Annotated in this window: 9 protein-coding genes; 2 read left to right on the top strand and 7 right to left on the bottom strand. The window is 47.7% G+C overall.

The window, feature by feature from the left end; translation table 11 throughout:
* Positions 1-57: 57 nt before the first annotated feature.
* From QXU03_00595 to leuS, 7 genes are all read right to left on the bottom strand, one after another.
* Positions 58-1,386, bottom strand: a complete 1,329-nt coding sequence (locus tag QXU03_00595) for a cyclic 2,3-diphosphoglycerate synthase (GenBank protein MEM2170248.1) — start codon at positions 1,384-1,386, stop codon at positions 58-60.
* A gap of 278 nt (positions 1,387-1,664) precedes the next feature.
* Positions 1,665-4,187 carry a phosphoenolpyruvate synthase gene (ppsA, locus tag QXU03_00590; protein ID MEM2170247.1) on the bottom strand — a complete coding sequence of 841 codons (2,523 nt, stop codon included), beginning with the start codon at positions 4,185-4,187 and terminating at the stop codon, positions 1,665-1,667.
* A 125-nt stretch (positions 4,188-4,312) separates the two neighbouring features.
* Positions 4,313-5,875 (bottom strand): biotin carboxylase N-terminal domain-containing protein, encoded by a 1,563-nt coding sequence (locus tag QXU03_00585; protein MEM2170246.1) that lies wholly within the window; start codon positions 5,873-5,875, stop codon positions 4,313-4,315.
* Between the two features lie 76 nt (positions 5,876-5,951).
* The gene (locus QXU03_00580) at positions 5,952-7,169 is read right to left on the bottom strand and encodes a M20 family metallopeptidase (protein ID MEM2170245.1); all 1,218 of its coding nucleotides are present in this window, start codon (positions 7,167-7,169) and stop codon (positions 5,952-5,954) included.
* Between the two features lie 56 nt (positions 7,170-7,225).
* A complete protein-coding gene (locus QXU03_00575) occupies positions 7,226-7,468 on the bottom strand; it encodes a ferredoxin (GenBank protein MEM2170244.1) in 243 nt (80 codons plus the stop codon).
* A 482-nt stretch (positions 7,469-7,950) separates the two neighbouring features.
* Positions 7,951-8,565: a MarC family protein gene (locus QXU03_00570; protein MEM2170243.1), complete on the bottom strand. Its 615-nt coding sequence runs from the start codon at positions 8,563-8,565 to the stop codon at positions 7,951-7,953.
* Positions 8,566-8,630: 65 nt separating this feature from the next.
* On the bottom strand, positions 8,631-11,558 hold the full coding sequence (gene leuS, locus QXU03_00565) for a leucine--tRNA ligase (GenBank protein ID MEM2170242.1): 2,928 nt from the start codon (positions 11,556-11,558) through the stop codon (positions 8,631-8,633).
* A 93-nt stretch (positions 11,559-11,651) separates the two neighbouring features.
* Between leuS and lysS the strand changes: the two genes are divergently transcribed.
* Both lysS and QXU03_00555 read left to right on the top strand, forming a co-directional pair.
* A complete protein-coding gene (gene lysS / locus QXU03_00560) occupies positions 11,652-13,295 on the top strand; it encodes a lysine--tRNA ligase (protein MEM2170241.1) in 1,644 nt (547 codons plus the stop codon).
* Positions 13,292-14,080 carry a polyprenol monophosphomannose synthase gene (locus QXU03_00555; protein ID MEM2170240.1) on the top strand — a complete coding sequence of 263 codons (789 nt, stop codon included), beginning with the start codon at positions 13,292-13,294 and terminating at the stop codon, positions 14,078-14,080. The genes lysS and QXU03_00555 overlap by 4 nt, the downstream gene beginning before the upstream one ends.
* Positions 14,081-14,103 lie beyond the last annotated feature (23 nt).

The raw sequence follows: 14,103 nt of genomic DNA, 5'->3' as shown, positions 1-14,103 counted from the left end.
ACTGCGTTACTATTGTTGCATTACTGTACCTGCGTGGTTTAGCGCCTATAAATGCAACTATACGAGCTTTTTCCTTGATCTCTCTAAGAATATGTCCACGTAGTCTTTAATACTTGGCCCTTCAATAACTTTCAACCTGTATGTTACTCTAGCAACGGGCTTATCTACGCTAATTAACCTAGTTATATCAGACGGTGTTCCCAGCACTATGGCGTCTGCGGGCACTCTCTTGATAGTCTCTTCGAGCTCTTTAAGCTGTTCTGGAGTGTACCCGGTGCTTGGCAGTACAGGTCCCATGTGCGGGTACTCTTCGTAAACTTTTTTGAAAAGCCCCCTTGCATAGGGCCTCGGATCTACGACTTCGGCGTTATACCTTTTTGCTGCAACATAGCCTGCGGCGTAGGGCAACCCACCGTGAGTAACTGTTGGAGAGTCTTCGATTACTAGCACTTTCTTTCCTGAAATCAAGTCCGGGTTGTCAACTGCTACCTCGCTGGCAACGACGGTTATCATGGCCTTCGGGTTTCTCGAGTGAACGTTTTTCTTTATCTCTTCGATGGCGGCGGGGCGCGCTTGATCTGCTTTGTTTATTATCACGGCATCGGCCATGCGTAGATTTATTTCACCAGGATAGGCTTTTACCTCTATGCCGGGCCTCATAGCATCTGCTACCACCATTGAGAAATCCGGCCTATAAAATGACCAGTCGTTATTTCCACCATCCCACAGTATTATGTCGTTCTCCTTTTCCACAACTTGTAATAACTTACCGTAATCGACTCCAGCGTAGACGTAAAGGCCCATCTTTAAGTAAGGTTCATACTCCTCTCTTTCCTCAACCGTGCACTCGTATCTCTCCAGGTCTTCAGGCTCATGAAATACCTGTATAGCTGCTTTCTCGAGGTTGCCATAGGGCATCGGATGCCTTACAATACCTACTCTAAGGCCTCTCTTCCTTAATTCTAGTGCAACCTCTCTTGAAACAGTGCTCTTGCCAACACCGGTTTTAACACCTAAAACCGCTATAACGGGTTTAGAGGCCTCTAAAACGGTTTCGAGGGGTCCTATTATTTTGAATGAAAGACCGGTAGCGACTACGCGTGAAAGTACGTGGCCTAGCTCTTCATATGTCAAGTCGCTATATGCGAGCACAGCCTCCTCAACTCCTTGTTTTTTAACGATCTCCTCGAGGAGTTCGAAGCTGATTATGGGTATGCCTTCGGGATAATAGGGCCCTGCCAGTGACGGCGGGTATCGTCTTCCAGCAACACCGGGTATCTGCGTCTGTAGAAAGGCAACAACCCTATATTCTGGGTTATTTCGAAAAACTACGTTAAAATTGTGGTAATCCCTTCCGCTGGCACCTATAATGACTACTTTCCTCAACGTGGGATCACCTCTGTAGTGCACTAACAAGGCCTAGTTTCCGCGAGTTTAGTGGCAGCGGACATGATTATGTATATACATGATAAGCTAATATTTATGCACGAACTGCTAACTTTAATAGAGGTTAAGCTGGTTCAGCTGCCCGAGAGTTTTATTATTTGGTTTAGTGATCGGACAATAGCACCATGAATGGTCTCTGAGAGACTTAATATTAATGCCGTTCGGTAAAAAGAGAAACCGAACTTAAAAGGCTAAGCCACGCTTCTACACGGTCATTACTAGAAGTTGGTGTTCTTTAATTTTTCGAGCACCTTTTCTAGCCTTTCTAACATTATCTTCCTTTCAACGCTCGCTACTAACCTCCTCGTTGGTATTACTGCATCAGGGTTAACGCTGATGCTGTCTATACCTTCTCGAACCAGGAATTCCACTATTTCCGGGTAGACGCTTGGTGCCTGCCCACAGATACTGACCGTGGCGCCTTTTGCGTGGGCACCCCTGATAATCATGCTAATAGCCTTAAGAACCGCGGGGTCCCTTTCATCGAAGTAACCCATCTCGGCTAGTATGTTACTATCTCTATCGGCTCCTAGGACTAGTTGCGTCAAGTCATTGCTTCCGATACTGAAACCGTCCACCAGCTCCGCGAATTCTTCTGCTAATAGCGATACGCTAGGAACTTCTGCCATGATCCACACCTTGAAGTCCTTGCTCCTTCTCAGTCCTTCCTCTTCCATGATCTTTAGAACGCGCTTGACCTCCCAAGTGGTTCTCACAAATGGTAACATCACCCACACGTTAGCTAGCCCGAATTCCTCCCTGACTTTTCTTATAGCCTTACACTCTAACCTGAATCCGGGTTCATACTTTGAATGTATGTACCTAGATACTCCTCTCCAGCCGATCATCGGGTTCCTCTCTTCCGGCTCGTACTTCTCGCCTCCCTTTAATCCTCTGAACTCGTTTGTTCTAAAGTCACTAAACCTGACAACTATAGGTCTTGGGTATATCGCCTGAGCTACTTTGGCAACGCCTTCTGCCAGCTTACTTACGAAGAAGTCTTCCTTCCCGCTGTCTATTAAGTACATTGGATGATATCCAATCCAGTCAGTGAATATGAACTCTATTCTCATTAGCCCGATACCGTCAAAGGGCAGGTCCTTATACCTGTCAATGGCGTCTGGCTCGCCAAGATTCATGTAGATCTTGGTGGCCGTTACCGGGTACAATGGTAGCAACTGCTCTGGGCTGATACCGACTGCTGCAACAACTCCTGGTGCCGGAGCGGCTACTTCTACTTTGGGCTTTACCAGCTCTTCTACCACACCCTCGTAAATCATACCTTTACCGCCATCTACGGTGACATCTATACCGGTTTGAACGGTCTTCGTCGCGTTACCCGTTCCCACTACGCAAGGTATGCCGAGCTCTCTGCTAACGATGGCAGCGTGACTTGTCATTCCACCTTCATCCGTGACGATGGCAGCCGCCTTCTTCATCAGTGGAACCCAGTCGGGATCGGTCATTTTAGTTATCAGTATATCTCCCGGCTTAAACTCCATGGCCTCGGGGCTCTTCGGGTCGAAGATCACCCTAGCAACGCCTGCAGCTACACCCGGACTAGCCGGCAACCCTTTTGCAAGCACTTTAGCTTCTGATAGCTTAACGCTTTTTCTCGTTACTGCGATGATTGTTTCAGCCGATTTCTTCTCCACTTCCTTTTCTTTCACTTTCTTGAGGCTCCAGACTGTTTCGGGCCTTGCTTGTACTATGAATACGTTTTGTGGAAACGGCAGATCGGCATCGATTGCCCACTCTATGTCCATGTGCCTGCCGTAATGCACATATATCAGCTCGCCGAGCTCGGCCAGTTTCCTTATTTCGTCGTCTGTTAGAGCCTGCGTTTCGGGCTCAGCGATCTTGACTAGTGGGGTGTTTATTTCAACGCCTTCTTCGGCAATCCACTGTTTTTTCTCCTCGTCCCACTTTAAGTGTATGTTCTTCCCTAGAACGGGGTCGAATGTGATCATATAAGTCTTTTTATTAATCTTCTTCTCGACAATCCTCATGCTGCCTCTCTCAACAACGTATTCGTCCGGTATTACTTTGCCTCCTACAACTGATTCTCCAAGACCCCAGCTACCTTCGATTACGATTACGCTTTCATCCCCTGTAACGGGATGCAGTGTAAACATTACGCCGGCAACTCTACTGTTGACCATCTTCTGGACTGTGACGCTCATGTGCGTTCTCTCATGTGGTATGCCGTGCGCGACTCTGTAGAATGTCGCTCTCGCGGTGAATAGGCTTGCCCAGCACCTTTTAACGTGCTCTATTACCTTCTCGGCGCCGTAAACGTTTAAGTAGGTGTCTTGTTGCCCGGCGAAACTAGCTTCGGGCAGGTCCTCGGCTGTGGCACTGCTCCTAACAGCTACGCGGAGGTTATTCGGATCCATGTTGAGCCTCTTAGCTAGTTCGTAGTAGTGGTTTTTAACCTCCTCCTCGACCTCGGGAGGCATAGGTTGCGCTAGGATCATTTCCCTAATTTTCCTAGTTGTTTCTTCGAGCTCCTTTGTGTTGTTAACGTCTAGTTTTCTCAACATTTCATATATTTTCTGGCCAAGCCCCGTCTTCTCGAGGAAGTATTTAAATGCGTATGCCGTTACGGCGAATCCTGGAGGCACTGGAATACCTGCAGCCAGCATTTCTCCTAGATTTGCGTTCTTACCACCAACTAGAGGAGTATCTTCCTTTCTGACCTCTTCTAGCCAGAGCACGAACCTGGTTTCCTTGCCGTTCAACCCATTCACCCTATCAAGGGGTTTCTAGCCTAAGGGGGTTATAAAGACTATTTACAAAGAGCTTTATACAACATATACTCGTATATACTTGGGTTCAACGTTTTCAGGCGATCACAACGGTTTCATCAGCGTTTAGATCTTTCTTCCCTTACACGGCTTTTCCTACCGCTATAAGACCTTTCAAGAGCGGTCTTCAGGCTAACGTAATAGTACCATGCACGCCTCTTTATTGAGGAAACCTTCTCGCTCTTTAATACATGTTCTATTAAGCTCGCCTTCTTCGAGTACGCCTTAACGGATGCATCACCGTACTCGAAGAGAGTTGAAAGTATTACAGCATGTACTCGGGAATCTTCAAGCATTTTACTGTATACGTTGGACAGCCCTATCTCGAAGTACCTTATAGTGTAATTTGCGCTGATAAATTCTGGCGACTGTACCGAATACCTCAATAATGGTATGTTTGTGGGCACGCCATCAATTACGTATTCTCTGAGTGCCCGTTCAAGCCTCTGTACTGATGTGTACCTGTCAGAACCCCATGCAATTACCTTGGCTATTAATGGGTCATTATGGCCGCTAATCCGCGATCCTTCGGCAATGCCGGAATCAACCCGTACACCAGGGCCGCCAGGCTCCTTGTACTTTTTGACTATACCTTGCGACGGCTCACCCGTATATGGGTTTTCTGCATATACGCACGCCTCTATTGCATGACCTTCACGCATTACATCGTGTTGTTTCAGCCCTAGTACTTTGTATAGTGCCACTTCTACCTGCTTTTTGACGAGGTCGATACGTGTAATCATCTCGGTCGCGGAGTGCCCTGCCTGAAGTCCTGTACCGATTTCTGTAAAGTACATCTCTCTTTTCTTGATGTCAAAAACGAATTTTACTACTCCAGCGTTCACGTACCTAAGCCCGCTCGCCAACTTCAAGGCGTACTCATAAAGTCTTCCTCGTTCTGCGGCGTTAAGGAATGGGCTGGGCGCTTCTTCGATTATCTTTTGGTAGAAATTCCTTCTAATGCTACACTCTCGCTCGTATAAGTGTACTATGTTATCGCCGTCGCCTAGGACCTGTACTTCTATGTGTTTGGCGTGCTCGATATAAGGCTCTACATAGAGCTTCACATCTTTAAATGATTTCTCTGCCCCCGATCTAGCCGATTTGATGGCGGACTCTACTTCCTTTTCGCTCCACGCAACTCCGATTCCCTCACCCCCACTACTAGTAGCTTTAACTATTACTGGATATCCGTGCACCTTGGCGAACTCAATGACATCCTCCTGTTCGTGCACTTCCACCCACGGAAGCGTCGGCACCTCTAGTTTTTCAGCAAACGTTTTAGATGCCAACTTATCGCGGCTGAGGGTGATCGTACCTGGTGGAGGACCTATAAATACTAAACCTTTTCTAGCAACCTCGTGCGCAAACTCGGGGTTTTCACCGAGGAACCCGTAACCGGGATGAACGGCTTCGGCACCGAGCTCTACTGCGGCGTTGACCACGTCTTTTATATCTAGGTAACTGGAGACTTCGGTATCATCGACTAGAAACCGTCTGTGCAGGGAATCAGCGTCGTCAGCTGTATATATCCCTACGGGAATATAGCCGCTTTCCACAAGTGTTCTAGCTATTCTAATAGCTACTTCTCCTCTGTTAGCAATAAGTACTTTAACCGGCACACTTATTCACTCCTCAGCGCTAAGCACGCAGCCGAGCACTTGTTAAAAGCAATGAAAGCACTTGTATAAAAGCCTTTCATCTCTTCTCAAGTATTTTAACCAGCTCTATGTAAACTTCTATGACCCTCTCCAAGTGCTCTATTAGAACATACTCATCGGGTCTATGGGCTGTGCCCGGCATTCCAGGTCCATACGCAATTGCGGGTATGCCTTTCTCGGCATAGTACTTTAAGTCCAGCCCTCCAGCACACACTACTAGCCGCGGCTCTTTCCCCACAACTTTGTTAATAGCTTCTGCAAGCGCTTGTACCACCTCGGCATCCTTTCGAGTATATGCTGGGTTAGACGCATCTAGCACCTCGACCTCCGCCCGAATACCCGTTCTCTTATTCAGCTCCTCTAGAAGGCGTTCCACTTCCATAATAGCATTTTCCACGTTTTCCTCTACTACGAGCCGTCTATCCACGCTGAACCCGCACATTCCGGGTACGACGTTGACCGCTCCCGGAGAGATTAAGACTCCACCAGGTGTTATTGTAGGGTTGCGCGCCCTAGGATCTTCATACTCGTAATTGCTGGTTTTAGATTCCAAGATTCTTCTATACTCCTCTATGAAAAGCTTAGCGTAAACAAGCATTTTTTCAAATGCATTGTCTCCTAGCCACGGCGAAGATCCATGTGCTTGTTTACCGTGAATTTTCACAAGAAACCATATATTACCACGGTGTCCAGTGTAAACCCCATCTATACCGGAGGGCTCGGCTATAACGACCCAGTTGGGCTTACTACCGAGCTCTCTCACGAGATACCCTGTACCAGTTACTCCACCTATCTCCTCATCCGGTACAAGAGCAGCCTCTAGAACTATCTCGGGCTCGCGTGTCTGCGCAAAATGTATTAGCGTTGCGAGAATTGCGGCTATGCCACCTTTCATGTCACTCACCCCCCTACCGTACAGCTTTCCACTATCTATGGATGGCTCGAAAGGAGGCCTCGTCCACCCTTCTCCAGGGGGTACAACGTCGTAGTGCCCATTAAACTGTAGTACCTTTTCACCATAGCCTACCCTGGCGAGTAATATGTATCTAGGCTTATCGGGGTTAAATTGCAGTGGCAGATTTCTCTTCACATACTCATCTGGCACCCTGTGAGTGGTTACGTGTATGCCATAGTCTTTGAGAATCTCCCTATAGTAATCCACGATGTTCTCGTATGCTTCTCCAAGTACTGTCTTGAACCTCACGCTCTCGCAAAGTATCTTAACGGCCAGCTCGGTAAGTGATTTGAAGTCCAAAGGAACACCCAGAGGGGGCATGTTAAGATAAAAAAGCACGGTCGTGAAGACCGCGTCTAGTCCACTTTCTCGACGTGAATTATTTGAATGGGGCACGCATTCGCGGCGTCTTGCACGCAGGAGAGCAGGTCTTCCGGTACAACGCCTACCCCAATGTTTTCTCCCTCTCTGTACTTGGCTGTGATCTGCGTTTTATTGTCATCAGGGTTCATTTCGAAGACGTCTGGGCATATCGATACACATACCATGTCTGAAATGCAGTTTTCTCTGGGATCTATTTTAACTTTGTACTTTGCCATGTTTACACCACTGTAAGGTATTAAGGGCACCGGTATAAAAGCATTGATCGTAGTTAGTAGCTTTACACACTGGTTATTAGTAGGCTCGCGGTCAGCTATGCGGGGCCTAATTCATTTACGGGTCTTAGCCCAAGGTTCTTCATCATTCCCCTACTAGAACTATTTCCCCTAGACCTAATAGCTCTTAAACTAGGTTGGCTAAGAGCGCGCCTTAGGGAAACAGTGGGTTCTGTTGATCATTAAACATCCCTGTCCGTGCTCGGATACTTCGATATTCCCCAGTAAACCCAAGGACGTGGGATCCATGACGCCTCCACGTACTTTACAGCTAAATATGGATGCTGAGGTCGTTTATCCTGAAACTGGTATAAGCTTCTTAAGCCCTTCAGGGGGATAACACAGTAAAGTATTCATAAAGTCGTGAACGACCCGCCCTAACCGTGCTGAAGAGGGGCCCCTCTATAGAGGCCTCATTATTGTTGTTAACCTTTAAACAATGTATAGTAGTACATCTTTACACCACCTGCAATCATCTCCACAGCCATGCCAGCTATGATTAGCGACATGAATCTACCTAGCGCCCTCACGGTAGAAACCCTCAAGAACCTCACTAGCATGTTACCGACTCTCAAGATCGTGAAGGACGCTAAACACGCCGTAATTCCAGCAACTAGCACTAGTAGCAAGTTTAGTAGATCGCCAGGCCTGGCCGCAACCAGTAACAGTATTGTCGTAATGGTGCCAGGTCCGATGATCAGAGGTGTTGCTATAGGCACTACTGCGATATCGCGTGGATCCATTTTCTTAGTCCTCGGCTCTTCGCCCAGCATGTCGAGTGCCAGTACAATGAGTAGAATACCGCCTCCTACACGTAAGCCCGCTATAGATATGTTAAATGCCTCTAAGATATACTTGCCCGCTATAGTAAACGTCACGACTATCAGTAACCCCGCGACCATGGCTTTTCGCACTATGGAGTCTACTTCGCGCTTACCGAGCCCCTCTACAACCGATACGAAGAACGGCAAGACCGAAAAAGGGTTCATTATTGCAAATAGTTGCGTGAAATACGCTAATAATGTTATTAGGTGCTCCATTTCCGGTCACACCACGATGCACTTAATATAACGAGTTTTCGAGGAGTGAAATTAAGTTTTTATACTTACTCCAGATATATTGCCGGCTTCAAGGGTAGTGCCCGCTCTGCTTTAGGAATGTTCCTAGTTCTTGCTTCATCCTCCCAGAGAACTACTACTTCTCTAACTCCGGGCAACCTAGCCTTGATGTAGTTCATGGTTTCCACGTACATGGTGTACTCACTTTTACTCTTGGTTTTAATGATGCTTTCAAGCATGCTTCTCTCCGTTTTCTTGTAAACGTTGTACGCATCTACGATCTCGGCTTCACGGCCCTTCAAACCAAACTTTGTCCTCAATACGTCTATTATAGCCTTGAGTGGCAAGCCTTCAAGCACCATTCTCGCTACTTCGCGTTTCCACTCGGGTGCAACAATGACATATACTTTGGCTTCGGGCCGCTTAACAAGTTCTAGTAGTTCCTTGATGTCCGAGATCAGCGATTCTACGGAGTCCATCAACGTGATGATCTCTTCCTTCACGGCCCCGATCTCGGGCCATTTAGATGTTGAAAGTAGGTGCTCTCTGCCCAACCAGCTGTTTATTTCCTCGGTGATATGAGGTATAACTGGGTTTAGGACGGTAATCCAGTCTGGTAATACTCTCTTCACGCCACAGATGAATTTCTCACCCACCATATCGCGATATTTATCTATCAAAGCCAACACGTCGAAGAACGCCGCCTGAGCGTAGTCCCTGATTTCGAGGTTTTCAATAGCGCTTGAGGCCTTGGCCAGCAATTCGTAGAACTTGCTAATGAACCACTCGGTAAAAACGTTATCTTGTACTTCACGGCACTCTGCCTCAACCGCCACCTTAGCTATATTTGTGAATTTCACCAGGCTGTTTACGACCCTGTCTACTTCGGCCTCGCGCCAGTCCAGTACGCTGTCCAAGCCCGCCGCCCACGATATGTAAAGCCTGAAGAGGTCCGCGGAGTACATCGTGATTATGTGCCTGAGGGGTATAACGTTACCCTTACTCTTAGACATCTTGGCACCTTCTCTTATTACAGTCTCGTTAAGGGAAATCGTTCTCGGCATGTACTCCTCGGGAAATATAGCGAAGTGGTGCAGTATGTAAAACGTCAAGTGATTTGTAATGTGCGGCATGGCTGTATGTCTGTGGTCCACGGGATACCAGTAGGTAAACTCTTGCCTCATTTTGCTAAGCAGTTCTATCGGTATGTTGCTCTTGGATGACGTATCTTCGGGCGATCCGTGACCGAGAAATATGTAATCGAACACCTCCGGTATGAGGAGCTCTGGAGGTATGTTGTGCTCCCTGATAATATGAGATATGGTGTAAAGCGCCATGTATATTGTCGAATCGCTGAGGCTTTCAATGATCCACTCGGTGCTCCAGGGCAATCGGGTTCCGATTCCACGTTTCCTAGCACACGGCCTCTTGTCAAGCCAGTCGATAGTGTCGAGGAATAGTTTTTTGTACTTTGCCGGTATAATTTTTACCTCGTCGTTTTCAAGCGCTCTTCGAGCCCGTTCTTTAAGCCATTTTACGTTGTAATTTATAAACCACTGGCCTGTAATCTTGGCTACTATGATCTCCCCTCCGGCACGGCACCATGCCTTCCTATTGAGCTCGTAAAATGGAATCGCGTTGTTCTCATTGTACAGTTTGACCCTGATTTTTTCCCTCGCCTCTCTAACTGAAAGGCCTTTAAACTCTGGGTTGTCGATAATCATCACCCCCCCGTAAAACTGCTCTTTGTAGACCTCTCGTGAAATGTCTTCGAGTCGTGGATCTAGTTGCGAGGTTATGCCCGCCCTCTCTACGGCCAACTTGGCGTGATGCGCTTCAACTCCCGCGATCCCGATGATCTTCCTGGGCTCAATGCTTAGGACCAAGCTCGGATCAATGTTGAACTTTTCAAGTAACTGCGGATTTGATTTCAATTCCATTAAGGCTACGTAGTCGTAAGGAGCGTCACTTGGCTCTGAATATACTATTCCCGTGGCGTTGTCCGGGTCCACGAACCAGGCGGGGAGCACGATCACTCTATCTCCAAGCGGCGATTCAGACCACTTGCCTAAAAGCTCTGCTCCTTTAATGTAATTGACTAGTCTCACCTCTTCGCCTGGATACTGATGCATAAACTTAACTAGCGCCTTGCTACTTACAACGTATCTTTCCCCATTCCACTCGAAAACCGCATATTCTGCCTCCGGGTTAACCCAGATGTTAGTTACTCCAAAGAGTGTTTCTGGACGTAGCGTTCCCGCTAGTAAGTATTCGCCGGTACCTACAAGTTTAAACTTCACCGCGGTGTATTCCACTACTTCAACGGGGTTTACATCGGCATCTTGTATATCGTCTTCGCCTTCCGGCTGATTATGCAGGAGGCAGTAGGTTACTATGTGGTCTCCCCGAGTTATTAGACCTCGCTCCAGCAGCTTATAATATTGCCAGGTAACGAACCTGTTGTACATTGGTTCACCCGTGTGGAACTTCCTGCGCCAATCAATGCTGTAACCGAGCTCTTCGAAGTCTCTCTGGATTTTCTCGGCAAAGAAAACAGCCAGGTTAAGTGGATCTTTAAAGGACTCTAATATCTCATCTACTTGTTTCTCGTCTTCCGCATAAAGCCTGATGTACTCTCTATACAGCGTTATTGTCTTCGGGTCGCCTCTCGCAATCATTTCCGAGAAGGCTATTATTGGCGTGCCTGTTATGTGGAATGCCATCGGGTAAAGCACGTTTAAGCCCTTGAGCCTCTTATACCTCGCTATTATGTCCCCTATGGTGTACGTCCTGCCATGTCCTATGTGAAGAGGGCCGTTGGCGTAGGGGTAGGGTACCGTTATGAAGTACTTTGAGACGCCTTCTTTACTATCGGCTTCGAAGACGCGCTTTTCTTTCCAAATTCTTTGCCACTTTCTTTCAACGCCCCTAAGCCACTCCAGGAACTCCTGTCTACGTTGAGACAAACAATTCACCATGCAGCACTATATGGATTTCTGTAACTGGTACTTAAAAGTATTTGTTTCTTTGTATATAGTAGTAAAGCGTCACAACGCGTGGAGGTATCTATGGCACGCCACTGGATAGATGAATTAGCAGACCAGCTCTACGAAGCGCTGGTGGCGAGGAAAAAAGAAGTCTATGTATTCAACGGAGGGCTATCGGTATCCGGGTTACAGCATGTTGGGAGGTTGCGAGGAGAGATCATTATAACTGAGACGCTGAGGAAGATACTGACATCTAAAGGCCTTAAGATCAAGCAGTACCTCACCCTCTACACACAAGACGCGTGGAAAGCTAAAGACGCACAGGTGTCCGTATTTGGCGATCATGAACGCGGAAAGAAGTACGCGGGGTGGCCCTTAATACGGGTTCCAGACCCCCACTCCTGCCACGCGAACTGGGTCGAGCACTACTGGGCCGAGTTCGGTCCGTTCATAGGCGAATTCACTGATGGTGAAATAGAAGTAGTAACTACTACAAGCCTCTATAAAGAAGGGCTTCTAGAGTTCGCGAAGATGACGATCAGGAGAAGAGAGGATGTGAGAAGAGTGGTGAATAAATACCGTGGTAGAAAGCCCTACTCAGAAGGCTGGATACCCTTCGAGCCCATATGTGAGAAGTGTGGCAGAATAGACACTACAGAGGCCATTAAGCTGGTTGGTGACGAACATGTGGAGTACGTGTGCGAGAACTGCAGGCATAGAGGAATGGCGCATATTAGCGAAGGCAAGTTAATGTGGAGAATAGAGTGGGTTGGGGTTTGGTGGAGTCTTAAAGTAGACTTTGAGCCTTATGGTAAGGACCACGCAATGCCTGGTGGCAGTCGCGATAGCTGTGTCGACCTCGCGGTAAATGTTTACTCAATGAAACCGCCAGAAGGGCTACCATACGAGTGGGTAGAGTGGAGGACTATTGAAGGCAGGGTGTTCGACATGGGCAGTAGCGATTTCCTCGGTTTCACTCCGAGAGACTGGTTAGAAGTCGCGCATCCGCATGTCTATAGGTTTCTTGTCTTAAAAACTCCGCCGATGAAAAAGCTCACTGTAGGTCTCCATGAAGTTCCTCAATACTACAACAACTATTTCAAAGCCGAGAGGCTTTACTATGGGCTCGAAAAAGCAACCAATCCCGAGGAGGAGGTATTACTCGCCAGAAGCTACGAGCTTAGCTATCCGCGCGGATCGCCACCACGGAAACCACCTGAACAAGTACCATACCTGCACTTGGCGATCTTAGCGCAGATCATTCCACCGGATAAGTGGAACGTGGAGGCTATTATGAGGTTAAAGTCAAGTAAGCACGTCTCAGAGGAGCCGACAGAATACGGTGTTCGAAGAATATTGGAAACCGTTCCTAGAGCATACAGCTGGCTAATGAAGTATGGTCCCGCCGACTTGAAATTCAGGCTAAACACGCTTGATGAGGCAGAAAAGTGGGCCGAGAAGATACCGGTAGAGCTAATGGACGTGTTTAAGAGTGTATACGAGAACCTAGAATCTATGAGCGAATGGAGCGAAGAAACCGTGAAGGAGGCCTTAGTATCGGTCACCTCAAGGCTCCAAAACGCGACCATCAAGAAGTTCTATGAGCACTTCTACCAAGTATTGGTTGGTAAGCCCAGCGGTCCTCGCGCGGCACCGCTCCTAGCCTTAATTGGCAAAGACAAAGCGATGGCTTATATGGCAATAGCGTCTAGGAGGATGAGATGATAAAACAGGGTATGAAAACCTCGCAGCCCCGGATTTCAATCGTAGTCCCCACGTATAATGAAAGAGAAAACATCGGCAAGCTGATAGAGCTGCTTGCGGAGTACCTCAAGGAACACGACTACGAAATAGTGGTAGTAGACGATAACAGTCCTGACGGAACAGCCGAGGTGGCTGAATCGTACTCGTTCAAACACCCCGTTAAAGTCGTGAGAAGGCCCGGAAAAATGGGGCTTACCTCTGCCATATATGACGGTGTAAAAAACGCCTCAGGCGATGTGATCGTAGTAATGGATGCGGATCTACAGCACCCTCCAAGCCTCGTGCCTAGGCTAGTCTCAAAAATTCAAGAATGCGATGTAGTGATCGCTTCAAGGTACTCGAAGGAGGGCGGAATAGAGAGGTGGAACTTGACCAGGAAGCTGATCTCCCTTGGAGCAGTCCTAGTAACGAGACTTCTCGTTCAGGAGTGCCGGGGGGTCAAAGACCCCGTTAGCGGGTTTTTCGCCGCGCGCAGGGAGGTGATTTCACGGTGGAAGCCCATTGTACCAGAGGGCTACAAAGCACTGGTGGAGATACTAAGTACGGCGAAGCCTAGGCGGGTATGCGAGGAGCCTTATGTGTTTAAAGGTAGGAGCTCCGGTAAGTCCAAGCTAGGTAGCAGGGTCGTCCTCCTGCACATTAAGCTACTCTTTAAGTTGCATCCCTCACTTGTAACGGCCTTTACCATATTAGTAGCGCTTTTATTATCCCTCTTAATTTGGCTCTGTGCGAAAAGTATATTTTAATCCATGAGCGTATCAGAGTGAAT

This window comes from Desulfurococcaceae archaeon (genome assembly GCA_038845865.1).
In the GTDB taxonomy this organism is placed as follows: Archaea; Thermoproteota; Thermoprotei_A; order Sulfolobales; family Desulfurococcaceae; genus UBA285.
Note: the sequence above shows the minus strand (reverse complement) of the source record. Positions and strands in the feature narration are given on the sequence as shown.